Annotated in this window: 26 protein-coding genes; 12 read left to right on the forward strand and 14 right to left on the reverse strand. The window is 63.3% G+C overall.

Annotated features, from left to right (window positions below; translation table 11 throughout):
* The first annotated feature begins 188 nt into the window (after positions 1-188).
* Complete coding sequence (locus XI06_RS36320; protein WP_237864561.1) at positions 189-371, forward strand: hypothetical protein; 183 nt, start codon at positions 189-191, stop codon at positions 369-371.
* 6 nt (positions 372-377) lie between these two features.
* Here the strand turns inward: XI06_RS36320 and XI06_RS36325 are convergent, their stop codons facing one another.
* The 3 genes from XI06_RS36325 to ykgO all read right to left on the reverse strand — a co-directional run bounded on the left by XI06_RS36325 (position 378) and on the right by ykgO (position 1,635).
* On the reverse strand, positions 378-638 hold the full coding sequence (locus tag XI06_RS36325) for a hypothetical protein (protein WP_237864562.1): 261 nt from the start codon (positions 636-638) through the stop codon (positions 378-380).
* 125 nt (positions 639-763) lie between these two features.
* Positions 764-1,402 carry a tetratricopeptide repeat protein gene (locus XI06_RS36330; RefSeq protein ID WP_237864563.1) on the reverse strand — a complete coding sequence of 213 codons (639 nt, stop codon included), beginning with the start codon at positions 1,400-1,402 and terminating at the stop codon, positions 764-766.
* A 107-nt stretch (positions 1,403-1,509) separates the two neighbouring features.
* Positions 1,510-1,635: a type B 50S ribosomal protein L36 gene (gene ykgO, locus XI06_RS36335; protein ID WP_006611362.1), complete on the reverse strand. Its 126-nt coding sequence runs from the start codon at positions 1,633-1,635 to the stop codon at positions 1,510-1,512.
* A gap of 340 nt (positions 1,636-1,975) precedes the next feature.
* Here ykgO and XI06_RS36340 point away from each other — a divergent pair, with 340 nt between their 5' ends.
* Positions 1,976-2,860 (forward strand): amidohydrolase family protein, encoded by an 885-nt coding sequence (locus tag XI06_RS36340; protein ID WP_237864564.1) that lies wholly within the window; start codon positions 1,976-1,978, stop codon positions 2,858-2,860.
* A 59-nt stretch (positions 2,861-2,919) separates the two neighbouring features.
* On the opposite strand, the gene XI06_RS36345 is transcribed toward XI06_RS36340, so the two are convergent.
* Complete coding sequence (locus XI06_RS36345) at positions 2,920-3,267, reverse strand: MerR family transcriptional regulator (RefSeq protein ID WP_271607489.1); 348 nt, start codon at positions 3,265-3,267, stop codon at positions 2,920-2,922.
* An 85-nt stretch (positions 3,268-3,352) separates the two neighbouring features.
* On the opposite strand from XI06_RS36345, the gene XI06_RS36350 reads away from it, so the two are divergent.
* A complete protein-coding gene (locus XI06_RS36350) occupies positions 3,353-4,363 on the forward strand; it encodes a zinc-dependent alcohol dehydrogenase family protein (protein WP_237864662.1) in 1,011 nt (336 codons plus the stop codon).
* Between the two features lie 46 nt (positions 4,364-4,409).
* On the opposite strand, the gene XI06_RS36355 is transcribed toward XI06_RS36350, so the two are convergent.
* Complete coding sequence (locus XI06_RS36355) at positions 4,410-4,748, reverse strand: hypothetical protein (RefSeq protein WP_271607490.1); 339 nt, start codon at positions 4,746-4,748, stop codon at positions 4,410-4,412.
* A 250-nt stretch (positions 4,749-4,998) separates the two neighbouring features.
* On the opposite strand from XI06_RS36355, the gene XI06_RS36360 reads away from it, so the two are divergent.
* The 3 genes from XI06_RS36360 to XI06_RS36370 all read left to right on the forward strand — a co-directional run bounded on the left by XI06_RS36360 (position 4,999) and on the right by XI06_RS36370 (position 8,288).
* The gene (locus tag XI06_RS36360) at positions 4,999-6,849 is read left to right on the forward strand and encodes a caspase family protein (RefSeq protein ID WP_271607491.1); all 1,851 of its coding nucleotides are present in this window, start codon (positions 4,999-5,001) and stop codon (positions 6,847-6,849) included.
* Positions 6,850-7,058: 209 nt separating this feature from the next.
* Positions 7,059-7,799 carry a haloacid dehalogenase type II gene (locus XI06_RS36365; RefSeq protein ID WP_237864568.1) on the forward strand — a complete coding sequence of 247 codons (741 nt, stop codon included), beginning with the start codon at positions 7,059-7,061 and terminating at the stop codon, positions 7,797-7,799.
* Between the two features lie 21 nt (positions 7,800-7,820).
* Complete coding sequence (locus XI06_RS36370; protein WP_237864569.1) at positions 7,821-8,288, forward strand: YbaK/EbsC family protein; 468 nt, start codon at positions 7,821-7,823, stop codon at positions 8,286-8,288.
* A gap of 96 nt (positions 8,289-8,384) precedes the next feature.
* On the opposite strand, the gene XI06_RS36375 is transcribed toward XI06_RS36370, so the two are convergent.
* The gene (locus tag XI06_RS36375; protein ID WP_271607492.1) at positions 8,385-8,627 is read right to left on the reverse strand and encodes a hypothetical protein; all 243 of its coding nucleotides are present in this window, start codon (positions 8,625-8,627) and stop codon (positions 8,385-8,387) included.
* A gap of 164 nt (positions 8,628-8,791) precedes the next feature.
* Between XI06_RS36375 and XI06_RS36380 the strand changes: the two genes are divergently transcribed.
* Positions 8,792-9,616, forward strand: a complete 825-nt coding sequence (locus XI06_RS36380; RefSeq protein WP_271607493.1) for an adenylate/guanylate cyclase domain-containing protein — start codon at positions 8,792-8,794, stop codon at positions 9,614-9,616.
* A 6-nt stretch (positions 9,617-9,622) separates the two neighbouring features.
* Here XI06_RS36380 and XI06_RS36385 read toward each other — a convergent pair whose 3' ends face one another.
* Positions 9,623-9,976, reverse strand: a complete 354-nt coding sequence (locus XI06_RS36385; RefSeq protein ID WP_237864572.1) for a hypothetical protein — start codon at positions 9,974-9,976, stop codon at positions 9,623-9,625.
* Between the two features lie 95 nt (positions 9,977-10,071).
* Positions 10,072-11,058 carry a tripartite tricarboxylate transporter substrate binding protein gene (locus XI06_RS36390; protein ID WP_271607596.1) on the reverse strand — a complete coding sequence of 329 codons (987 nt, stop codon included), beginning with the start codon at positions 11,056-11,058 and terminating at the stop codon, positions 10,072-10,074.
* Between the two features lie 169 nt (positions 11,059-11,227).
* Here XI06_RS36390 and XI06_RS36395 point away from each other — a divergent pair, with 169 nt between their 5' ends.
* On the forward strand, positions 11,228-11,485 hold the full coding sequence (locus XI06_RS36395; protein ID WP_237864573.1) for a hypothetical protein: 258 nt from the start codon (positions 11,228-11,230) through the stop codon (positions 11,483-11,485).
* 68 nt (positions 11,486-11,553) lie between these two features.
* Here the strand turns inward: XI06_RS36395 and XI06_RS36400 are convergent, their stop codons facing one another.
* Both XI06_RS36400 and XI06_RS36405 read right to left on the reverse strand, forming a co-directional pair.
* The gene (locus XI06_RS36400; protein WP_271607494.1) at positions 11,554-12,075 is read right to left on the reverse strand and encodes an REP-associated tyrosine transposase; all 522 of its coding nucleotides are present in this window, start codon (positions 12,073-12,075) and stop codon (positions 11,554-11,556) included.
* 79 nt (positions 12,076-12,154) lie between these two features.
* On the reverse strand, positions 12,155-13,090 hold the full coding sequence (locus tag XI06_RS36405) for a LysR family transcriptional regulator (RefSeq protein ID WP_237864575.1): 936 nt from the start codon (positions 13,088-13,090) through the stop codon (positions 12,155-12,157).
* Positions 13,091-13,206: 116 nt separating this feature from the next.
* Here XI06_RS36405 and XI06_RS36410 point away from each other — a divergent pair, with 116 nt between their 5' ends.
* From XI06_RS36410 to wrbA, 3 genes are read left to right on the forward strand one after another with little or no spacing between them, the layout of a single operon-like run.
* The gene (locus XI06_RS36410; protein WP_237864576.1) at positions 13,207-13,959 is read left to right on the forward strand and encodes an SDR family NAD(P)-dependent oxidoreductase; all 753 of its coding nucleotides are present in this window, start codon (positions 13,207-13,209) and stop codon (positions 13,957-13,959) included.
* Positions 13,960-13,995: 36 nt separating this feature from the next.
* Positions 13,996-14,694: a pirin family protein gene (locus XI06_RS36415; RefSeq protein ID WP_237864577.1), complete on the forward strand. Its 699-nt coding sequence runs from the start codon at positions 13,996-13,998 to the stop codon at positions 14,692-14,694.
* 44 nt (positions 14,695-14,738) lie between these two features.
* Positions 14,739-15,338, forward strand: a complete 600-nt coding sequence (wrbA, locus tag XI06_RS36420; protein ID WP_237864578.1) for an NAD(P)H:quinone oxidoreductase — start codon at positions 14,739-14,741, stop codon at positions 15,336-15,338.
* Between the two features lie 262 nt (positions 15,339-15,600).
* Here wrbA and XI06_RS36425 read toward each other — a convergent pair whose 3' ends face one another.
* The 4 genes from XI06_RS36425 to XI06_RS36440 form a co-directional block, all read right to left on the reverse strand.
* The gene (locus tag XI06_RS36425) at positions 15,601-16,485 is read right to left on the reverse strand and encodes a protein-L-isoaspartate O-methyltransferase family protein (protein WP_271607495.1); all 885 of its coding nucleotides are present in this window, start codon (positions 16,483-16,485) and stop codon (positions 15,601-15,603) included.
* Between the two features lie 75 nt (positions 16,486-16,560).
* Positions 16,561-17,703 carry a GNAT family N-acetyltransferase gene (locus tag XI06_RS36430; RefSeq protein ID WP_237864580.1) on the reverse strand — a complete coding sequence of 381 codons (1,143 nt, stop codon included), beginning with the start codon at positions 17,701-17,703 and terminating at the stop codon, positions 16,561-16,563.
* Positions 17,704-17,837: 134 nt separating this feature from the next.
* Positions 17,838-19,190: an O-antigen ligase family protein gene (locus XI06_RS36435; protein ID WP_237864581.1), complete on the reverse strand. Its 1,353-nt coding sequence runs from the start codon at positions 19,188-19,190 to the stop codon at positions 17,838-17,840.
* A 51-nt stretch (positions 19,191-19,241) separates the two neighbouring features.
* A complete protein-coding gene (locus XI06_RS36440; RefSeq protein WP_271607496.1) occupies positions 19,242-20,309 on the reverse strand; it encodes a glycosyltransferase family 1 protein in 1,068 nt (355 codons plus the stop codon).
* A 232-nt stretch (positions 20,310-20,541) separates the two neighbouring features.
* Between XI06_RS36440 and XI06_RS36445 the strand changes: the two genes are divergently transcribed.
* Positions 20,542-21,513: a glycosyltransferase gene (locus XI06_RS36445; RefSeq protein WP_442869486.1), complete on the forward strand. Its 972-nt coding sequence runs from the start codon at positions 20,542-20,544 to the stop codon at positions 21,511-21,513.
* Positions 21,514-21,528 lie beyond the last annotated feature (15 nt).

Genomic DNA, 21,528 nt, shown 5'->3' on the forward strand with positions numbered 1-21,528 from the left:
TCAATGATCCGACCCGACGACCTACAAGCCTCCCACCAGCTTCATGCAGTCGTCATCGCGCCGTCCTTATAATCGCCACGGTCGGTTCCGCCATTTGGAAGCGGATGGGCGCCGATCCCTCCTCGCAACCTCAGGGGATGCAGGAAAGACCGGCAGGATTGTCCTGGTTTGAACCGGAGGATTTTTCGATGAGCTTCAGATCGAATGACACCGCAATCGACGAGATTGTGGCAAGCTGCAACGGCGATTTGCGCGGTGCGGTGCGGGCGCTGCTGCTGATCAACGAACATCTCGAGACCGAGCTCGCCAAGGCCTATGCCGCGGCCGCCGATCATGGTCTCGCCGAGCGCGGCACCAACGTGCTGCACTAAGCCGGATTAGCCGGCGTCGTCCTCGGCCTTTTGCTCGTCGGGCGTGAGCACGGGACAGGCGCGGATGGTCGAGCGCGCAAGCTTGGCGTCGTCCTTGGATTTGTAGGGACCGTCGCCGAACCAGATGTCGCCAATGATGACCGGATTGCTGGTCACGATATTGCATTTGCCGGTGGCGCGATTGCCAACCACCCAGAACAGCCCATTGGCGAGGCTGATCGTTCCCGACGCCAACAGCAAGCTACAAGCAAAGATCAAACGCATCATGGCTGTGCTCCCTGCCATGCAGGTAGACCTGCGGCAGCACCGGCAATAGTCCTTGCCGCATTGCGCTTCCGATCGTGGTTAATCGCGGCGCGCCGCAACCGCTCAAGAAATGATCGAAATATCGGCTAGATGTCGCGGCCTTCGACCTTCTCGGTCAAAGCCTTCACCTGCTCGGGGATCTTCTCGAGGTGCGGATTGACGGCGAGCGCCTTGCGATAGGCCTCGAGCGCGCGCTTCTCGTCGCCGACGTCCTGCATGATCATGCCGAGCCCCGCGAGCGCGCCGAAGTGACGGGGCTCGCGGATCAGCACCTCGCGGATGTCGGCGAGCGAGCGGGCATAGTCGTTCTGCATGTAATAGAGCGTGGCGCGCCGATTCCAGGCTTCGATATAATCGGGCCGGAGCTTGATGACGGAATCGAGCAGCTTGATCGCGACGTCGATCTTCTGCGCATCGACCGCCGCCTTGGCTCGCGCCATCAGGAGGGCAGCGGTGTCGCTCGGGGTCTGCAGCCAGATCGCCCAGATCCGCGCCTCGACATGTTTGGCGCTGACGTCGTCGGGAGCGGCCTTTAGCGCGCCGAACAGGAAATCGAGGTTCTTGGTGCGGTCGGCCTTGGGCAGCTTGGCCGGTGCCTCCGGCAGCTTCTTCTGCTGCTTCGTCGGCGGGGCCGGATCATTCTGCGCCAGCGCCGGCGCGAGGCCGGCAGTTCCAAGAACCAGGGCCAGGCACAGCGTGCGCGGGAAAAGGAATCTCACGGTCATGGTGAAAGTCTAAACGCGCAAAGCCGCCCTTGCAAAGCAAAGGCGGCGTCAAACTCGTGTGAGACCGTGGTCTTGCGGGGCGCGCGAAGGCGACCGCGAGGGCAATATCAGCCCTGGCGAGCCTTGAAACGGCGCTGCACCTTGTTGATCACATAGACCCGGCCCTTGCGGCGGACCAGGCGGTTGGCGCGATGGCGACCGCGCAGCGACTTCAGCGAGTTACGGACCTTCATGGCAGAATCCTGAACGTTCGAAAGGCCGTGTTCGGCACTACCGTTTCGGCACGCGCGAATGTGGCAAAATGAGATATTTCCCGCTGGCGGACCGACCGCCCGGGACGGGGCGGTTCTTAAGGCATGGCGGGAGGTCATGTCAATGTTGTCTGGCTGGTTCCTCGCAGGCAAAACGCGAAACAACCCCATGCACAGTAGAAGCGGCCGGTTCGGCCCGATTCTGTCAGGCCCCGGCCAGGCCCCGCAAAGACTTTAGCGGGTTGCGGTTTCTCCGCCAGCAACGCCTTGCCAAATTCGTTATATCATATAATCAATTCGGCAACCCGTCGGGAGGACACCAATGCCCAAGCTGAAGCTGCCTGATATCGACAAGGTCGTCGCCATCGACATCCACACCCATGCCGAGGAGCCTTGCGGCACCCATCCCGACGACGGCTATGACGATTTCCAGGCGCAGATGGCCGACTATTTCAAGTCGCCGCACAAGCATCCGCCGACCGTGCCGGAGACCGCGGCCTATTACCGCTCCAAGAACATCGCCGCCGTGATCTTCCCCGTCGATGCCGAGCGCGAGACCGGCTTCCGCCGCTACAAGAATGAAGAGATGCTGGAGATCGCCTCTGACCATCTCGACGTCCTCATCCCCTTCGTTTCGATCGACCCGCACAAGGGCAAGCTCGGGGTGCGCGAGGCGCGCAGGCTGATCGAGGAATACGGCGTGCGCGGCTTCAAATTCCATCCGACCATGCAGGGCTTCTACGCCAACGATCGCATGGCCTATCCGCTCTACGAAGAGATCAACAATGGCGGCGCGATCGCGCTGTTCCACACCGGCCAGACCGGCGTCGGCTCGGGCATGCCCGGCGGCATGGGCATGCGGCTGAAATATTCCAACCCGATGTACATGGACGACGTCGCGGCCGATTTCCCCGACCTCAAGATCATCCTCGCACATCCCTCCTTCCCCTGGCAGGAAGAGGCGCTGTCGGTCGCGACCCACAAGCCGAACGTCTATATCGACCTCTCCGGCTGGTCGCCGAAATATTTCCCGCCGATCCTGGTGCGCTACATCAACTCGATCCTGCAGGACAAGATGCTGTTCGGCTCGGACTGGCCCGTCATCACGCCGGACCGCTGGCTGTCGGACTTTGCCAAGATCGACATCCGCGACGAGATCCGGCCGAAGGTGCTGAAGGCCAACGCGCGGAAGATCTTGGGGATCTAGCCGCGTCCTCACGACGTCCGCTCACGGCCCGAGGGCGGACGTCGACGCGCAATGCGCGATCAGTTCACACTTGCCAGATAGCCCGCCAGAATGGTGCGGCTCTGGCTGAGCGTCTCGATGCGTTTGTCGATCAGGCCGACCTGCTGAGCGAGGATTCTTCGTAGCTCATTGCACGGCGTGAAAGCCGGATCGTTGTTCCGGACGCACGGGAGCAATTGCTGGATCGTCTCGAGCTTCATCCCCGCCGAACCAAGCATTTTGATCCGCCGCACGGTCTCCTCTGCCTCCGGGCCATAGTCGCGATAACCGGCATTGGTCCGCTGCGGCGCGAGCAAGCCTTCGCCTTCGTAATAGCGCAGCATCCGGACGCTGACCCCCGTCCTGCGGGAAAGCTCGCCAATTTTCATCTGAAGACCTCTTGACCCTGACAGTGTTGTCAGACCGTACAGATGGTGCTCATCCAAGTGAATGCCACTTGTGAAGGGAGCAATGATGAAAGCCTATCATTTGAACAGCCATGCGGGGGCCGGCCACCTCGTGCGAGCCGACGTCAGCAAGCCCGAACCCGCCAATGGTGAAGTCCGCGTCCGGGTCGAAGCGGTCAGTCTCAACTACCGGGACCTTCTGATCCTCGACCGCGCGGGCCAGAACGAAGTCAACGGCCGCGTGCCGCTCTCCGACGGTGCGGGCATCGTTGACGCCATCGGCGCCGAGGTCGCGCAATGGAAGATCGGCGACCGCGTCGCCGCGTCGTTCTTTCGCGATTGGATCTCCGGGCCGTTCAAATCCAGCTACGTTGCGTCGTCCCTCGGTGGCAACGCGACGGACGGAATGCTGACAGAGTATGTCGTGCTGCCGGCGTCAGCGCTCGTCCCCGTACCGCCGCATTTGTCCTCGGTCGAAGCGGCCACTTTGCCCTGTGCTGGCGTCACGGCCTGGCACGGCCTCGTCACACGCGGTGGGTTGAGCAAGCGCGGCACGCTGCTCGTCCAGGGAACGGGTGGCGTCGCACTGTTCGGACTTCAATTCGCTGCGGCGCTCGGGGCGCGCGCGATCGTGATCTCGTCCTCGGATGAAAAGCTTGCCCGCGCGAGGACACTGGGCGGCTCGATCCTCATCAACTATCGCAACACCCCGGACTGGGATATCGCCGTGATGAAGGCCACCAGTGGCGAAGGTGCCAGCCACATTCTCGAACTCGGCGGTCCTGGCACCTATGACCGGTCGCTGCGATCCGTCGCGTCGGGCGGCAAGATCATTCAGATCGGCGTCTTGACGGGGTTCGGTCCGAAGCCAGATCTCGCTCGCCTGCAATGGGAAAATGCCGATATCATCGGTGTCACCGTCGGATCGGTTGAACATTTCTCTGCGATGAATCGCTTCCTGACCGAACATGCGATCCACCCGATCGTGGACCGCATCTACGATTTCGAGGACGTCCCCGAAGCCTATGCTCACCTGCGGAGCGGCTCGCATTTCGGCAAGGTCGTCGTGACGCTTTAGTTCGCGGGCGGCGGAATCATTCCGGCGCGCGCAACCAGCGCACTCACTAAGGTCGCGGCGTTGGCTGCGGCGACGGTGTCGCGGCAGGTTGCGACGGCGCTGGAGCAGAAGGTTGCTGCTGCGGTGCTGTGACCGGCTGCGCATCGCCGCCACCGTGCGGCACGCACGTCCCTACGTTGCTGAGCAGCCGTTTGGCCTCGATATCACGGGCTTTCCTGTAGTCGCTGCGGCGTTCGATCCTTGCCGCAGCCGTGCGATCCCACGCCTCGAACGCGTCAGCATAGTGCTGCCGCATCTGCTCCTCGGCGGCGAGGCAGTCACTGAACTTGTCGAACACCAGATCGGTGTTGACGGGTGAGACGCCGCCGACCAAGACGACCAACATCCATTTCATCACGCCTGCCTACATTCATGCCCGCTAACGGGAACGGAGAGGCGTTGGCAAAGTTCCGGGAGGACACAGGCCCTTTCCCTTCGCAAGCAGGCGCCAGTCGCATGTCGGCTTGGTGCCAATGCCGAAAATCAGATTCGTGACGCGCTTCAAAGGCGGGCGACCTTTACTGTGATCGACATCACAAAGTCCCACTTGCATTATGGCAAGCTGCAAATACCCTGTGCACATAATCGGGGCTTCCATGCGCACACCTCGCTGGTTTTTCTTAATCTTTTTGCTTTGCTTGACGTTCGGTTCGGCCCATGCCGAACGCCGGGTCGCGCTGGTGATCGGCAATTCCGCCTACAAGAGCGTGCCGAAGCTGGCGAACCCCGTGAATGACGCCGCCTTGGTTGGCGGCATGTTCAGGAACGCTGGATTCGATCTCGTCGAGATCAAGACTGACCTCAACATTGCCGAGACGCGGAAAGCGCTGAGGGAATTTGGCCTCCGGAGCCGGGATGCCGACATCGCCGTTGTTTATTACGCAGGCCACGGGATTGAGGTCGATGGCATCAACTATTTGGTCCCGACCGATGCCGCGCTGGAAGTCGATACGGACGTCTACGACGAGGCACTTCCGCTCGACCGTATCCTGGCGACGATCGAACCAGCCAAGCAGCTTCGCCTCGTCATTCTCGATGCCTGCCGGGACAACCCGTTCGCCGGAACGATGAAACGCACCGTGGCCAGCCGTTCTATCGGTCGCGGTCTTGCCAAGGTCGAGCCGTCGAGTCCGAATACGATGATCGCTTTTGCCGCCAAGGCGGGCTCGACGGCGTCGGACGGAGACTCGAAGAACAGCCCATTTGCAATTGCCGTGGTCGAACGCCTGCCAAAACCAGGGCTCGATCTCCGCAAAGCCTTTGGCTTCGTCCGCGACGACGTTCTCAGGAGCACGGCCTATCATCAAGAGCCTTACGTCTACGGTTCGCTCGGCGGCGAAGATCTGTCTCTGGTCCCGGCCGCACCGGCAGTGGGAGCGCAAGCCGATCCGCAGGAGGCCGTTCGCCGCGACTACGAGTTCGCGCTTCAACTCGGTACCCGCGATGGCTGGACCGTGTTCCTGACCCAATATCCCGATGGATTCTACGCCGGTCTCGCCAAGGGCCAGCTCAACAAGATCGCGGCCGAGGAAGCCCGCGCTGAGGCGGTAGACAAGGCCCGACAGGCGGAGCAGGAGAAGGCACGTCTGGCCGCCGATCGCGCCAACAAGGTCGAACAGGAGAAGGCCGCGGCGGCCGCGAAGGCTGCCGAGGACAACCGGCTTGCGGCAGAAAAGGCCAAACGGGTTGAAGAAGCGAAGGCAGCAGAGGCCGAGCAGCGGCGCAAGGAGGCGGAAGCTGCAGTCGCCAAGGCACTTGCCGAAAAGCAGGCGGCCGAGACCGCGCTAGCCGACAGCATTGCCCGAGAGAAGGCTGCTGCCGAACTTGCAGCGCAGAAGCAGGCGGCGACGGAAACCAAGGACAAGAACGACAACGCCATGAAGGTTGCGGACCTTCCGCCCACGCCATCGCAGCCATCCCTCTCGCCTCAAGAGACGATCAAGCTGGTGCAGTCTGAGCTGCGCCGTGTCGGTTGTATGACGGGCGCAACTGACGGCGACTGGAGCAATGCCTCCCAGCGCTCCCTGACGCTGTTTAACAAGTTTGCCGGAACAAAATTCGACACCAAGCTGGCGAGCTTCGAAGCGCTCGATGCGATCAAGGCCAGGCCTGGTCGGGTTTGTCCGCTTGTCTGCGAGCACGGCTTCAGGGCTGATGGCGACACCTGCGTCAAGATCACCTGCCGGGCAAATTATCACCTCAATGGTGACAACGAATGCGAGAGGGGCCAAGACAAGAAGCCAGTGGCGACTCGTGAATCGCCGAAAGGAGCGGACGACGAGCGAAAGCAGGTCGAGTCAACGCCTTCGAAACCGCAGGCGAGATCGAGCGGCCAGATGATCTGCTCGAGTGCCGGTTGCCGGCCCGTCAAGCCCGGATGTCGCATCGAGCAGCGAAAATATTTCAGCACATCTGCTACCAACTTCGCTACCGAAGTGTGCGACTAGCGTGACGCATTCCACTGTGGCGACGGCCGCATTTCGGAACTTGAACCAAGCCCGGAAGAGCGGTCAGCGAAACAGCCAACGTCTGCACTGGGTCCACAAGCCGCGATCACGCTTGCGGTGGCCGGCGTCTGCTGTGCTCTGGTAAGCTGACGATACGCGCACGCCCCCAAGCGGGGTTCTTGTGACTACACCGCCCGGAAGGACAGCCGATGAATCTCAAAGCCGTCGTCTTCGACGCCTACGGAACGCTCTACGACATCCAGTCGGTCGCTGAGATCACCGAGGATGCGTTTCCGGGCTATGGCGAGATCATCACGCAGGTCTGGCGGATCAAGCAGCTCGAATACACCTGGCTGCGCTCGCTGATGCGGCGCTACCAGGATTTTTCTGCCGTCACGCGCGACTCGCTGGCTTATACGCTGCGCGTGCTTGGGCTGGCGTACGAGAACGAGGCCTTCGAGCGGATCATCGAAAAATATCTGCATCTCGATCTCTATCCGGACGCGACCGCCGCGCTCGAGGCCTTGAGACCGCGAAAGCTGGCCATCCTCTCCAATGGCAGCCCGGATATGCTGAACGCGCTGGTGCGCAATTCCGGGCTCGACCGCCTGCTCGACGCCACCATCAGCGTCGATGCCAAGAAGATCTTCAAGCCGAGCCCACAGGCCTATGAGCTGATCGGCGAGGTGCTCGGCACCGCGCCTGGCGAGGTGCTGTTCGTCTCCTCCAATCCCTGGGACGTCGCCGGTGCCAAGGCGTTCGGGCTGAACGTCGCCTGGATCGAGCGGGTGACGCCGGAGGCGATGGCGCTGGCTTGCGTCGAGACCGAACTCGTGGCACCGCTGACCATGTTCAAGGCGATCCGCACCCAGATGGACGAGCTCGGCTTTGCGCCGGATTATCGTGTTCGTTCGCTTTCGGACCTGCCCGCGATTGCCGCCCGCCCGTAAGTCCTCGATGAGCCAACTGGAATGAGCCTGGAATCCGTTCGCGCCTTCTTCGCCGAGAAAGCCCCCGACATATCAGTCATGGAATCCCCGATCAGCTCGGCGACCGTGACGCTGGCCGCCGAAGCCTATGGCGTCGAGCCCGGCATGATTGCCAAGACGCTGTCCTTGCGCGTCGGCGAGCGCGTGATCCTGATCGTCGCGGCCGGCACCTCGCGCATGGACAACAAGAAGGTAAAGGCGCAGTTCGGCGGCAAGCCGAAGATGCTGGGACTGGAAGAGGTCGCCGACATCACCGGCCACGAGGTCGGCGGCGTCTGCCCGTTCGGCCTGAAATCGCCACTGCCGGTCTATTGTGACATTTCGCTGAAGGCGTACGACGTGGTGGTGCCGGCCGCGGGCTCGACCCACAGCGCCGTGCGCATCACGCCCGATCGGATGGCCGAGCTGACCGCAGCGGAATGGGTCGATGTCTGCGAGCACAGGCCATAACGCGGGTTCGATCGGTCGGCCTGCGACACCTCTCCCCAGCGAGGAGAGGTGTCGGGGCTCGCGGATTGCACCGATTCAACCGAAACGCATTTCGCTCTAGCCGCCCCAGCCGCAGTAGGGCCGGCAGCGATAGTTCGCGCGGTGCGAATGGCCCCAGCCCCAGTGCCAGCCGAATCGCGCTTGCACCAGGTCGTTCTCCTGCGCCATCGGCTTGGCGGCTCCGGACAAAGGAGTGACTGGAGCTGCCATTGCAGGTGCTCCGAGCAATATCGCGCCAAACACGCAAAGTGCAGCAGGAATTCTGGTCATGGATTTGGTCTTGGATTCGGTCTTGGACATGACATTCCTCCAATCGACAGCTTCCGACCGCAATCAACTTGGCCGACGGCAATTCGTTGCACAGACGTGACGGTTTCGGGACGGGACGACCGGTCGCTGAACCGCGACGGCGCCAGATGCGATGCCTGATGCATTTGCCGGTCAGGGAGGCTAGGATGAGGACCATGCCCGATGACAAGGTGAAACGACGACTGACCACCGTGCTGTGCGCTGACGTGTACGGCTATTCCCGTCTCATGGAAGCGGACGAGGCCGGAACGCTGGAAGCGCTCCGCCGCTCCCGCGCGGCCATTGCCCGACTGGTCGAGCGCCATGACGGCCGCATCGTGAACACCTGGGGCGATGCCGTGATCGCCGAATTCGCCAGCGTGGTCGAGGCCGTCCAATCCGCGATCGAGATTCAGCAGGAAATATCCGATCAGGAATCGGCCGCGCCTCAAGCGAACGCGATGCGGTTTCGCATCGGCATCAACCTCGGCGACGTGATGGTGGACGGCACCAACATCTATGGTGACGGCGTCAATATCGCATCACGGCTGCAGGAGCTCGCTGACCCCGGCGGGGTCGTGATCTCGAGCTCCGTCTACGATCAGGTGCACAACAAACTGTCCGTTGGCTTCGACTGTCTCGGCCAGCGCCCGATGAAGAACATCGCGCCCCTGACCAGCTATCGGGTGACCCTGGGCGGCCAAGCGGCCGGGCATGCCAGCATCCCGATGGAGGAAAACCGAACACCGTCGGAGAGAGCGGGCGCTCCGCGGATGGGCGACAGGCGCGAGCCATCATCGCCCACCAATGCCGTTTCGGATTGGCTGGGAAAGCTGCCCCGGCCGGTTGCGGTGGCGCTCACGGTGTCCGCCTTCCTGATCATGATCAATCTGTTCTCTGGCGGGCACAAAATCTGGTTCCATTGGCCAGTCGCGGTCATTCTGTTCGGCGCCGCCTTGCGGATGGTGCTCGGACGTCGACCTGAACAGGACAGGCGCTAGGCAGCGCTAATCGTCGTCATCATCATAAGGCCGTGGCTGCACCTGCGGCGACGGCGCATTATTGTAGCGCGTCGGCGGCGGTGCGGCGCGATTGCGCGGGACCTGCTGTTGCGGCGGCATCTGGTTGTTGGACTCGAACACGGCGCGGCAGCCGCTGGAGAGTTGCGGCGTGTTCTGCCGCAAGCAAGCGGTGATGCGGCTCACGTCTGGAATCTGGTCGCTGCACAGGCGCCAGACATCAGGCGTGCAGGCCATCTGCTGCTCCATGGTTCCGCGATATTCCTCGGCGAATGCTGCGCTCTGCGCGACGATGCCGCCAATCGCGAGCGCCACACCCAGCGCAATCCGCTCTGTTCGCATGGTTCCGATCCTTCCAACTCGCTCGACTTGTCTTCAATCAATGAGGCGCGGACAGGTTCTGGACCAACAACAAAATGTGAGGAAGCGGCTGGAACCTATTCCACCCTGCCAATCTTCTTCACCGCCGCGATCAGCCTTGCGCTGTCGGTCGCGACGAACTTGGCGAAATCGGGCGCATCCTGATACGCGACGAGGCTACCCGACGCGTCGAAGGTCTTGAGCACGTCCGGGCTCGTCATCACTTGCGCCATCGCTTCGCGCAAGCGGCTCGCGATCGGTGCGGGAAGCGCGCTCTGTGCAAACAGCCCGGCCCAGATGTACATCTCGACATCCTTGTAGCCGAGCTCCTGGAAGGTCGGCACGTGGGGGAAGCTCGCGATGCGCTGCGCGCCGCAATTGCCGAGCACGCGCAGCTTGCCGTCGTCGACCTGCGGCTTCAGCGTGCCCGGTGCGGCCGCGATCGCCTGCACGGTGCCGCTGAGCAGCGCGGTCAGCGCTGGCCCCGCACCGCGGAACGGCACGTGCAGCAATTTGATATCGGCGCTGTTTGCGAACATCTCCATCGCCACATGCAGCGTGCCGTAGGGACCGGACGAGCCATAGGTGATCTGGCCGGGACGCTTCTTCGCATCCGCTACGAACTCCTGCGCCGTCTTCCATGGTGCCGAGGTCGGCACCGCGAGCAGCGTCGGATCGGCCAGCACGCGCGCGATCGGCATGAACTGCGACATCTCGTAGGCGACGGGGCGGTCGAACAGCCGGTCGGCCTCGGGCAGCACCGCGAGCGAGGACAAGGCCATCAGCAGGGTGTAGCCATCGGGCTCGGCGCGCGCCGCCGCAGCGTTGCCGACCGATCCGCCGGCGCCGCCGGCGCGGTTGTCGACGATGACGGACTTGCCGAGAATCCGCTCCAGCGCCTGCGCCACCGGGCGCGCCGCGAGATCGGCCTGGCCGCCGGCGGGGAATGGCACGATCATGGTGATGTTGCGAACGGGGTAGGCTTGCGCGAAGGCCTGCGCCGGCAACGCGGCCCGCAACAATGGCAACGCGGCAACCGCGCGCAAGACGTCACGTCGATCCATACGTCGATTCATGGCAGCCCCCTCCCCTTGTTTTCTTGTTTCCCTCCCAGCCTAGCGTCACGGTCCGCAAGAACAAGCCGTTTACGAAGTGTTAGCCATGTTCGGCCTCGTCCGGAACGCATCCCTCCACCCTCCGTTGCCCTGCGAGGGCGAGTGCGGAGGGAGTGTTATGGGAAAACTTGCGACCATCGACGTCGCCCTGGACGAAATGCTGGTGAATTTGGCGGCGATCGTCCTGCGGCTTTCGAAGCCCGAACTGACGCGCACGCCGGAGGCGCGCCGCGCCCTGACGCAATCCGTGCATCAATACGCGGTGTGCGCCGCGCGCTCGACCGACCCGCGGGTGCATGAGCTGAAGTCGGAGCTGGAGAAGACGCTGAAGCCGAGCCTGCGGATCGTCGCGATCGACGGCGTGAAGGTGTCGTAGCTGGAAGACCGTCATTGCGAGATTCCGTAGGGTGGGCAAAGGCGCGCTCTTCGCGCGCCGTGCCCACGTCACTCGCCGAATTGCCCCGCAATATCCCGCATATCACCGCCCCAATCCACGGGAAGTGCTCCCTGCTTGACGTAGCGATGGAAACTGCTGAGAGACCAATCGCGCACCCGCGTCACGAGGCCATGCTTCACTGGGTTGAAATGAATGTAATCAACGTGTCGTTCCAGATCCGCGTCATCGCGAATTGCATGCTCCCAATAGCGGCGCTGCCAAATGCCCTTCTCGCGCTTCTTCAATTTGCTCATCGAAGGCGCGACAGCCTGTAAGCCCCGCGAGAATCCGCCCTTGATCAGATTCAAACGCGATGAAAAGTCGACGTCGCCCTCCGGCAGCGTCCAGATTGCATGGAGGTGGTCCGGCAGAATACAGATTGCGATCGTCTCGAATGGCTGGCGCTCAAAGACGGTTCGGTACATTCGTCTCAGGCGATCAGCTTGATCTACGAGCAGCGTGCTCGACCGGTCTTCGAGCACAACGGTGAAGAAGAACGTCCTCCCTCGTACGCGCCGATATCGAGACACTCGCGATCCCCCGAGCAAAGACGTGGGCACGCTTCGCTTTGCCCACCCTACGATAGCTGCTTTGAGGATACAGTAGTAGCTAACCGGTTTTGCCACCCTTCTTCGGCTTCCGCTTGCACGTCCCCGGCAGCTTCGCGGCAAGAAATTCGCCGAGCGCCTCGACGCGCGCGGGCCTCGGGCCGCCGGGTGGGGTGACGAGGTGCACCGCGCCTTCGGCCTGCTTCCAGTCTTTCAGGATCACTTCGACGGCGCCGGAAGAGATGGCATCGCCGACGATGAACTCAGGTAGCTCCGCGATGCCGAGGCCTGATAGGAGCGACGGCATCAGCGCTTCGCCGTTGTTGACGCGAAGCAGGCCGCCGGGGCGGACGCTGGCCTGCTCGCCGGCGGAATTGGTGTAGTGCCAGATATTGGGCGTCGAGAGATAGGCGTAGCTGAAGCATTTGTGCTGGGCGAGATGCATCGGATGCGTCGGGCGGCCGTGCTTCTTCAGATAGGACGGCGCCGCGACCGTGAAGCGCGGCATGGTGAAGAGCCGCCGCGCGATCAGCGAGGAATCCGGCAGCCGCGCGATCCGCACCGCCATGTCGAAACCTTCGCCGATCAGATCGACGGTGGCATCGCTCAAATGCAGATCGACCGAGACCTCCGGATAGGTCTCGAAAAACTCCGGCAACAGCGGCGCCACCGCCTTGATGCCGAACGTCATGGGCACCGCAAGCCGTACTAGGCCGCGCGGCGCCACCGATTGCGCCAGCGCCTCGTTCTCTGCGGCCTCACCATCAGCGAGCAGGCGCGTGGCGCGATCGGCGAGCTTGTGGCCGGCGTCGGTCAGCGCAAGGCGGCGCGAGGTGCGGTTGAACAGACGGGCGCCAAGCCGCTCCTCCAGGCGGGTGACCGCCTTGGACACCGTGGCCTTGGACATCGTGAGCTCGCTCGCGGCCCCGGCAAACGACCGCAACTCCACAACTTTTGCGAAAATCGCGAGCGCCTCGAAATCGGGGAGTTTGGCCATGGCGAGGGTCCGCAGGGTTATATTAGGAAACAATATGTTTCAACAGTTTCTATTTCTATACCACAGGCGGAGGCTTATCCAAGGCCCATCAGAAATTGACGGACTGGAGAAATCCAATGACCAAGAAGCTCTCAGGCAAGGTTGCCCTCGTCACCGGCGGCTCGCGCGGCATCGGCGCGGCCTCGGCCCGCGCGCTCGCCGATGAAGGCGCTGACGTCGCCATCAGCTACCTGGCTTCGCCGGACAAGGCCGAAGCTGTCGTCACCGAATTGAAGGCCCGCGGCGTCAAGGCTCGCGCCTTCAAGGCCGATCAAGCCTCGGCCAAGGACGTGACGAAGCTCGTCAACGACGTCGCCAGGGAATTCGGCCATCTCGACATCCTCGTCAACAATGCCGGCGTCGCCGCCGGCGGCGCGACCGACGATGCCAATGCGGATACCGGCGCGCTGGAACGGCAGGACCAGGTCAACGTTCACGGCGTGATCGCGGCGATCCGCGCCGCCTCGCGGTTGATGGGTGAAGGCGGCCGCATCGTCACCGTCGGCTCCATGCTCGCCGACCGTGCCACGTTCCCGGGCCTTGCCGACTACGTTGCCACCAAGGCGGCCGTCGTCGGCTACACCAAGGGCGCGGCACGCGACCTCGGCCCGCGCGGCATCACCGTCAACGTGGTGCAGCCCGGCTCGATCAACACCGACATGAATCCGGATGACGACCGCGATTTCGCCGAAGCGCAACGCAAGCAGCACGCGTTGCAGCGCTTCGGCCGCCCCGAGGAAGTCGCCGCCGGCGTCGTCTTCCTCGCAAGCCCGGAAGCCTCCTTCGTCACCGGCACCGTGCTCAATGTCGACGGCGGGTTCGGCGCCTGATCAAGGCGCCAACCTACTCACACAAGGACTATGCAAATGATCGAACTCAGACCTTTCGCAAAACTCGGCGGCGCCGATCACGGCTGGCTGAAAGCAAAACATCATTTCTCCTTCGCAAGTCACTATGACCCGAACAACATGGGCCACGGCGCCTTGCGGGTGTGGAACGACGACGAGATCGCGCCGAACACCGGCTTTCCCGCCCATCCCCACGCCAACATGGAGATCATCACCTATGTACGTGAGGGCGCGATCACCCATCAGGACAGCCTCGGCAACGAGGGCCGCACCGAGGCGGGCGACGTGCAGGTGATGAGTGCCGGCAGCGGCATCCGCCATTCCGAGTACAATCTCGAGCCGACCAGGACGCGGATCTTCCAGATCTGGATCGAGCCTGTGGCGCGCGGCGGACAGCCGACCTGGGGCTCAAAGCCGTTCCCCAAGGCTGATCGCTCAGGCAAGCTCGTCACCATCGCGAGCGGCATCGCTGAAGACACCGACGCGCTGCCGATCCGCGCCGATGCGCGGGTGCTTGCCACCACGCTGAAAGCCGGCGAGAGTGCGGAGTACGAACCGCAGAAGGCGCGGCACCTGTATCTGGTGCCGGCGGCAGGCGCGGTCGAGATCAACGGCGTGCGCGTCAATGCCCGCGACGGTGCCGCGATCCGCGACGAGAGCAAGCTGACAATCACGGCGCTGGAAGACTCCGAGCTCGTGCTCGTCGACGCCGCGTAACACCCAACAACGAGCCATCGCATCCAATCCCAACGGAGACCACCATGACCAAAGTTCTCGTCCTCTATTATTCCGCCTATGGCCATATCGAAGCGATGGCGAATGCCGTCGCGGAAGGTGCGCGCGAAACCGGCGCCACCGTCGACATCAAGCGCGTGCCTGAGCTGGTGCCGGCCGAAGTCGCGAAGGCCTCGTATTACAAGGTCGACCAGGCCGCTCCTGTCGCCAAGATCGAAGACCTCGCCAATTACGACGCGATCATCGTCGGCACCGGCACCCGCTTCGGCCGCATGGCCTCGCAGATGGCGAACTTTTTGGACCAGGCCGGCGGGCTCTGGGCCAAGGGCGCGCTGCACGGCAAGGTCGGCGGTGCCTTCACGTCGACCGCGACCCAGCATGGCGGCCAGGAGACGACGCTGTTCTCTATCATCACCAACCTCCTGCATTTCGGCATGGTGATCGTCGGCATGAACTATGGCTTTGCCGGCCAGATGAAGCTCGACGAGGTCACCGGCGGTGCGCCCTATGGCGCCACCACGATCACCGGCGGCGACGGCAGCCGCCAGCCCAGCGCCAATGAGCTGGCTGGCGCGCGCTATCAGGGCCGCCAGATCGCGGAGACCGCGAAGAAGCTGCACGGTTAAGCTTAAGCCTCACGATCTGCCGCATGGCAGATGCGACACGGGCGGCATTCTCTGACGGGAATGCCGCCCCATCTATGTGAGCAGCAACGACACGGCTCACGACACGCAGGACTTATTAGACGAATGGCTTTCGAACTTCTCTTGATTGCGCAGATGATCCGCAGGCCGGCCCAGGCTCTCGCGCGACGCTGGTATTGCCGCAGCCTGTTCCGAGCCTCGCGTGGACGTTTTCACTGCGCGGAGTGCACGGAATCGTAATCCCTCACGCCCGCGTGATGTCCGCGTGCGGTGGCATGCTGATATCAGGCGCAGATGCGGGCGCCGTTGAAAGCCACCAGCCGTCGCCGGCGAACCAGCAAGTCTCGTCCGGCGCATCCCCTCGCCGCAGCGACCGCACACTCTCCCAGCCCTTTGCAAACGCCTCGGCGAGCCGCCGGCCTGCCTCCGCATCCTGAAGTCCCGCGCAGCCGATGAACTGGGCCCGGCTCAGGAATTTCGCCGGCCAGGCCGCGCCCTGCTGCGGGCGCGTGATCATCAACATGCCGCCGAGCACGCCCGTCGGGGCCAGCGGAAACACCAGCCGGCCGCCGGGCCGCAACGCCTCCAGCCATTCGGTCGCCGGCTGCGCCGCGCCTGCGCAAACATAGATCACGTCGACATCAGGCAGATCGGAGGCAACGCCCGAGCGGTCACGCAGCTCGACATTGGCGATGTCCTTCAAATTCTCGCGCGCAAGCCCCGCAAGGTGCGCGTCGATCTCGTAGGCGTAGACGCGGCCGCTGGGCCCGGCAAGCTCGGCGAGGACCGCGGTGTAGTAGCCCGTGCCCGCGCCGATCTGGAGCACGGTCTCGCCTTCTTTGACACCGCAGCCGCTGAGCCAATAGGCGTGCGCACCGGGCATGCCAATGTTGATGCCCCGCGCCGGATCCAGCGCCAGCAGCGTATTCTGATAGAGGAAGGCGGGATCGTCATCCGGCGTCACGACATAGGGATGCCCGCCCAATGTGATCGACCATGGCCCGGGTCCGGCGAAGGGTTCGCGCCTCACATTGCGAAAGGCCTGTTCGAGACGAGGGTCCGTGACTCTGGCCGCGGCGCAGATCAGTTGCGCAAAGAACGCGCGATACTTGTCCGAACGATCGTGCATGTCGCCTCCTGGCTGAGGCGATCACGATAGCACAATTAACGCGATATTCGAGTGACCGCTGCAACCGGCGACGGTTCAGCGCGCCTTGCCCATGGCCCGCGCGGCCAGTGCTGCAAGCCTTGGATGACGGCGCAGTCCCTGCGCGGCATGGTCGCGCAAGACAAAGGGCAGCCCGCGCCATGACAGCGCGACGCTGACATCGGTCAGCGGCACCGGCTCGGCGCCGAAGCGGCGCTTGTAGTCGTGATTGCCGATGCTGAGATCGAAGCGCCGCACGCCTTGCGCATGCAGCGCCGCCATGGTGCGCTCGGTCACGAGCAGCCCCGGCGAGCAATTCGCCCACGGCTTGCCGGCATGGCCGATCCGCAGCAAGTAATAGGTCGCGCCGTATCTGACACCGAACGTGGTCGCGACGATGCCCTCGTCGCAGACCAGAGCCGAAATCACCGCATAGCCCTCCGCAACGCCCTGCCGGGCGACATCGCGATAGAAGCGGCCATGGACCGCGTCGTTGAGGACGAACCGCAAGCCGAGCTGCTGCATGCGCTCCTGCTGCTGGATGTCGATCACGTCCAGAAGCTCGTGTGCGCGGGCAATGTCGGTGGCGATCTCGAACCGGGCGCCGGCATGGCGGCTGAACACGCGCCAGCAGCGCGGCATCTGCATGCGCTTGATCGAGGCCTGATAGTCCGCATAGTCGTCACCGGTCAGCACGAGATTGCCGTTGAGAGAGCAGGAGCCGGAGCGGCCGAGCGACACCAGCGGGTTCGGCTTGCCGCCGACATAGGCCGGCATCTTCTTGAAGCGAAGCAGGTCGAAACGATCGGGCAAGGCGCGCAGGCCGTCAACCAGCGCCGCGCTGATCGCCTCTGCGCCGGCCGCATCGAAACTCGCATCGCCAGCAACGATCGGAGCGTTGTTGTCGGAGACGCCGAGATCGGCAAACTCAACGATACGGATGCCGCGCCTGGTGTGGTTGAACATCGGCACGATGGCGATGTCCTTAGCTGTCGCCGCGTCGGTGATGACAGCGATCAGCGGCGCGACGCCGTGAAACGCGGCGTACCACGCGCCCAGCCAGTAACCATGTTGAAATGCGGTGCGATGTCCCGCGTTCAGACGCAATGCGGCCTGCCGCCAGTCGCGCAGGAAATCGACTGAGATTCCCGACGTGCTGGATACCTGACCGTTTAGTTGCTCGACGCTGAGAAACGCCATTTGCGGGGCATACGGTTACTGAACACGTCCAGATAGATTATGTTTTGCCGCGGACTACAAGTTACGTCGCTGCTTATCGTTAAGCGGTTACCGTCAGCCTGCGCGCGCGTGTTTCTCGCGGCTGCGACAAATTGTCAGCGATCGGGTTCCCTTTGCGCGACGCATTGGAACCTGGCCAGGAAGTGCAGCCCTGCGACCGCAAGCGCGAACATGAACCAGACCGGATTCTGGCGCTCGACCAGGAAGGTTTCGGTCGTTCCGAAGTAGAGCCCGAACAGCCAGATGGTCAGGAACAGCTTACCCAGCGCATTGCTGCGATTGTGGGCCTGGACCTCCTGGAAATTGCGCAGTGGTGCGAGCACGAAGATGAGGATGACGAGTAGAAGGCCCGGCAGGCCGATCGTGACGGCAAGGTCGAGATAGCTGTTGTGGCTGTGCGCCGCAGTCACCGCCCATTCCGAGCCCTGGATGGTCTTCCCCTCCGCCGCGCCGTCCCAGAACGCCGCATAGCCATGACCGGTGATCGGCCTTTCCGCAACGGCTCCGAGCGCAAACTCCCAGATCTCGGACCGGCCCGTGAAGGTGGGGTCGATCGGAAGCGCCCGCGTGATGCTGCCGAGCACCGGGCTCACGACGCTGCCGACCGTCAGCAGGTTCATCACGATCAGCGGCGCGAAGCAGATGATCCGCTTCAGCCACAGGCTCCTGATAGCGTAGACCAGCGATGCCAGGGCATAGATCACAAGGCACAGCACCGACGACGTCTTGCCGCCGGTGAAGATCAGGAAGATGCCGGAAAGCAGCGCGATCGCCGGCCCCATCACGAAAGAGCCCATGGCCGACAGGTAAATGCCGACATAGACCAGGATGGACATCACGGGCGAAGCGATGTTCTTGTGGCCAAAGCTGCCACGCCAATCGCCGGCAAGCTGCGGCTCGGTGATGTCGAGCGCGGTGTGCATCGAATATTGCGGGGCCAGGACGACACCGAGATAGCACACCACCAGCAGCGCCAGCGCGGCGCCGCCGAGGCACAGATTGAAGCTTCGCTGCGTCGGCGGCAGCAGCGGCAGCAGGACGGCAAGCGTGGTTGCGCTGGCCGCGAGCACGAAGCGCTGAATCGAAATCTCGCGACTCTCGGAGAATGCGAGATTGATCATCATCCAGCCGATCAGGCAAAGATGCAGCGGCGTGACCAGGCTTCCGAGCGAGGGCGCGTCGGCCGTGAAGGTCAGCAGCACCGCGATCGCGGCCAGCAATCCGAACGAGATGTAGGTTGTTGCCAATCTTCCGCTGACCACGGTGGCAACGTCGGGATTGCGCAGATCGGGAAACGGATCGAGCGTGATCAGGACCAGCAGCAGGGCCGCGACAGCGACAAGGCAACGTGCCGCGTTCACGACGTTGAACTTCGCCAGCGCATCGCGCAGCGCCTGGCCCAGCGAGCGGGCCTCGACGTCAGTCATGTCTGCGGCGCTGCGATCCATGCCTCAAAGGCCTGACGGGACGATGGGGGACCCCAAAAGGTCAACCCGGGTCTAGCCCATCCCCGTTAACCATCCGTCAACCAGCACATCGGCAGCGGCAGGAACCCGGCTTTGCCGCGCGACGCTTCGCGCGATCTCGTAATATTGCAGCGCGCGCTGCTCCAGCGTCAGATTGTCCAGGATGTAGCCGCGCGGATCGAATTTGCCGGCGGTGCAGCCGGCCCAGAAATCGGTCCAGCGCTCCTCGAAGCCGGCGCGGTCAGTGAACTTGAGCCCGCAGCGATCATCCCAATAGGGCACCGACGAGACGGGCCCGAACTCGACCCGATGTGGATAATAGTCGGGGTCACGCCACGGGCCGCCGGGATCCCAGGCGAACACCGGCACGCCGCAGGACAGCGCCTGCTGATAGGCGATGCCCTGGCTCTCGTTCTGGCACAGGAAGATCATCGCGCGCGAGCGTGCCAGCGCGGACCTGTAATCCTCCTCCTGGTAGCTGCCGTAACGCAGCTCGGTGAAGGAGCGGCCTTCCTTCGTCAACCGGGCGCGCACTGCCTCGACCAGCTCCGGAACGTAGCGCTCGCGATCCAAGCTGATCTTGTCGTAGAGCAGGACGTCGACGGTCTTGTCGTGCGGGCGCGACGGCGCCCATTGATCCGTGTCGACGCCGACGGGCCAGGCTTCCGTCTCAGGCCAATGGGGCCTGTACATCTCGGCATACCACGGACCGGGCACCAGAAATTTCCGGACTGGAAGCCGCTTGAACAGGTCAGGATCGTCGAACGGATGGTTATAGGCGCAAACGCCAAGCAGGATCGGGTTCTTCCACGCAAACTTGTCGAGCAGGAAGGCGCGGCCGATGATGCAGGCGACTTCTTCCTCGTGCTGCGCGATGTAGCCGTAGTCGTTGACACGATAGCGGATGCCGAGCCGGTCAAGTCCGGCACAGAGATTAAGGAAGACGCGCAGCTGCCCGCTCATGCGCGGCTCACCGAACAGCATCTTGCGCGCCATGCGACGCAGATGGCGGTCGCCCGGAAACCAGCGATCGTCCTTGTCCTCATAGAACAGGTTGAGGATCATGTCGTCGGGATCGTAGTCGAACGTCTTTGCGGGCACTTTCATCCATCCGCGGCATCTGGGCCTGTAGTTTCGCACGAGACCGGCCATCGCACCTCTCGAAACCAGCGACAGACTTAACGCCACAGGCTTAACGCTAATCTACGAAACCGATGACTTGGGCCGCCTTCGCAACAACGATTTCGCTCTTATCCGCGTATCATCTGCGCACGCCAGGACTGCGGCCGCAGGTCGCCTGGTTAACAGATCCTTAAACACGACGAGCCCTCGCTTGCCTCTCGCCGACGCCATGCTCGATGCACCGACCGCAGCACCAGTGGCGGCGGATGCGCGCGCGACGTCGCCGGTGGTGTCGGTTGTCATCCCCGCGAAGAATGCCGCGGCCTATATCGGCGAAGCCATCGAGAGCGCGCTCATGCAGGGCGGCGTCAGCGAGATCATCGTCGTCGACGATGGCTCGACCGACGGCACGGACGCAATCGTCGGCGCCATCCGCGATCCGCGGCTGCGCCTGATGCGGAACGACGCCGGCGGCGTGTCGGCAGCGCGCAACCTCGGCGCCCGCAACGCACGCGGGGACTGGCTGCTCTTCCTCGATGCGGATGATCGCCTGCGGCCTGACGCGGTGACGACATTGCTGGCAACGGCCAGGACCGCGCCGCAGGCGGTGCTGGTCTATGGCGACTACAACACCATCGACAGCGCCGGGCGGACGATCGGCCACCGCGACCTGCTGAAAGGACGCCAAAAGCCTTCGGGCCACGTGCTGGAGCGGCTCGCCAGCGGCAATTTCATCGTCAACGGCGGCATCATGCTCGTCCGCCTTGATGCCTTCAGCGCTACCGGCGGCTTCGACGTTTCGCTGCGCTATTGCGAGGACTGGCACTGCTGGTGCCGGCTCGCCGCAGCAGGCGAGTTCGCCTATGTGCCAGAGCTACTGCTCGACTATCGGCTGCACACAGCCAATACGATGAATGCGGCAGTACGGACGCCGCAGGATTTCTTTCCGGCGGTGGCGCGCGTATTCGATGACGAACTCATCCTTGGCAAGCTGCCATCAGGGGCCGCCGCGCGGCTACGGCAGGCGGCCGAGATCCATCTCGTCACCTATGCTGCGACGCAGGCAGTCCGCTTCGGACGATATCGCGAGGCGCTTGCCTATCTCGGCATGGTCGGGCAGCGATCGCTCAAGGCAATGCCGCGGTCCGCGATCAAGATCGCGCTTTCCTATTTTGGGATCTAGCGTCTCGGCGCGAAC

The sequence above is a fragment of the Bradyrhizobium sp. CCBAU 11434 genome, assembly GCF_028128895.1.
Taxonomy (GTDB): Bacteria; Pseudomonadota; Alphaproteobacteria; order Rhizobiales; family Xanthobacteraceae; genus Bradyrhizobium; species Bradyrhizobium zhengyangense.

Excerpts from the sequence above, each read along its gene's own strand:
- XI06_RS36320 (WP_237864561.1), top strand. The coding sequence starts at position 189 with ATGAGCTTCAGATCGAATGACACCGCAATCGACGAGATTGTGGCAAGC.
- XI06_RS36325 (WP_237864562.1), bottom strand. The coding sequence starts at position 638 with ATGATGCGTTTGATCTTTGCTTGTAGCTTGCTGTTGGCGTCGGGAACG.
- XI06_RS36330 (WP_237864563.1), bottom strand. The coding sequence starts at position 1,402 with ATGACCGTGAGATTCCTTTTCCCGCGCACGCTGTGCCTGGCCCTGGTT.
- ykgO (WP_006611362.1), bottom strand. The coding sequence starts at position 1,635 with ATGAAGGTCCGTAACTCGCTGAAGTCGCTGCGCGGTCGCCATCGCGCC.
- XI06_RS36340 (WP_237864564.1), top strand. The coding sequence starts at position 1,976 with ATGCCCAAGCTGAAGCTGCCTGATATCGACAAGGTCGTCGCCATCGAC.
- XI06_RS36345 (WP_271607489.1), bottom strand. The coding sequence starts at position 3,267 with ATGAAAATTGGCGAGCTTTCCCGCAGGACGGGGGTCAGCGTCCGGATG.
- XI06_RS36350 (WP_237864662.1), top strand. The coding sequence starts at position 3,353 with ATGAAAGCCTATCATTTGAACAGCCATGCGGGGGCCGGCCACCTCGTG.
- XI06_RS36355 (WP_271607490.1), bottom strand. The coding sequence starts at position 4,748 with ATGTTGGTCGTCTTGGTCGGCGGCGTCTCACCCGTCAACACCGATCTG.
- XI06_RS36360 (WP_271607491.1), top strand. The coding sequence starts at position 4,999 with ATGCGCACACCTCGCTGGTTTTTCTTAATCTTTTTGCTTTGCTTGACG.
- XI06_RS36365 (WP_237864568.1), top strand. The coding sequence starts at position 7,059 with ATGAATCTCAAAGCCGTCGTCTTCGACGCCTACGGAACGCTCTACGAC.
- XI06_RS36370 (WP_237864569.1), top strand. The coding sequence starts at position 7,821 with ATGAGCCTGGAATCCGTTCGCGCCTTCTTCGCCGAGAAAGCCCCCGAC.
- XI06_RS36375 (WP_271607492.1), bottom strand. The coding sequence starts at position 8,627 with ATGTCCAAGACCGAATCCAAGACCAAATCCATGACCAGAATTCCTGCT.
- XI06_RS36380 (WP_271607493.1), top strand. The coding sequence starts at position 8,792 with ATGCCCGATGACAAGGTGAAACGACGACTGACCACCGTGCTGTGCGCT.
- XI06_RS36385 (WP_237864572.1), bottom strand. The coding sequence starts at position 9,976 with ATGCGAACAGAGCGGATTGCGCTGGGTGTGGCGCTCGCGATTGGCGGC.
- XI06_RS36390 (WP_271607596.1), bottom strand. The coding sequence starts at position 11,058 with ATGGATCGACGTGACGTCTTGCGCGCGGTTGCCGCGTTGCCATTGTTG.
- XI06_RS36395 (WP_237864573.1), top strand. The coding sequence starts at position 11,228 with ATGGGAAAACTTGCGACCATCGACGTCGCCCTGGACGAAATGCTGGTG.
- XI06_RS36405 (WP_237864575.1), bottom strand. The coding sequence starts at position 13,090 with ATGGCCAAACTCCCCGATTTCGAGGCGCTCGCGATTTTCGCAAAAGTT.
- XI06_RS36410 (WP_237864576.1), top strand. The coding sequence starts at position 13,207 with ATGACCAAGAAGCTCTCAGGCAAGGTTGCCCTCGTCACCGGCGGCTCG.
- XI06_RS36415 (WP_237864577.1), top strand. The coding sequence starts at position 13,996 with ATGATCGAACTCAGACCTTTCGCAAAACTCGGCGGCGCCGATCACGGC.
- wrbA (WP_237864578.1), top strand. The coding sequence starts at position 14,739 with ATGACCAAAGTTCTCGTCCTCTATTATTCCGCCTATGGCCATATCGAA.
- XI06_RS36425 (WP_271607495.1), bottom strand. The coding sequence starts at position 16,485 with ATGCACGATCGTTCGGACAAGTATCGCGCGTTCTTTGCGCAACTGATC.
- XI06_RS36430 (WP_237864580.1), bottom strand. The coding sequence starts at position 17,703 with ATGGCGTTTCTCAGCGTCGAGCAACTAAACGGTCAGGTATCCAGCACG.
- XI06_RS36435 (WP_237864581.1), bottom strand. The coding sequence starts at position 19,190 with ATGGATCGCAGCGCCGCAGACATGACTGACGTCGAGGCCCGCTCGCTG.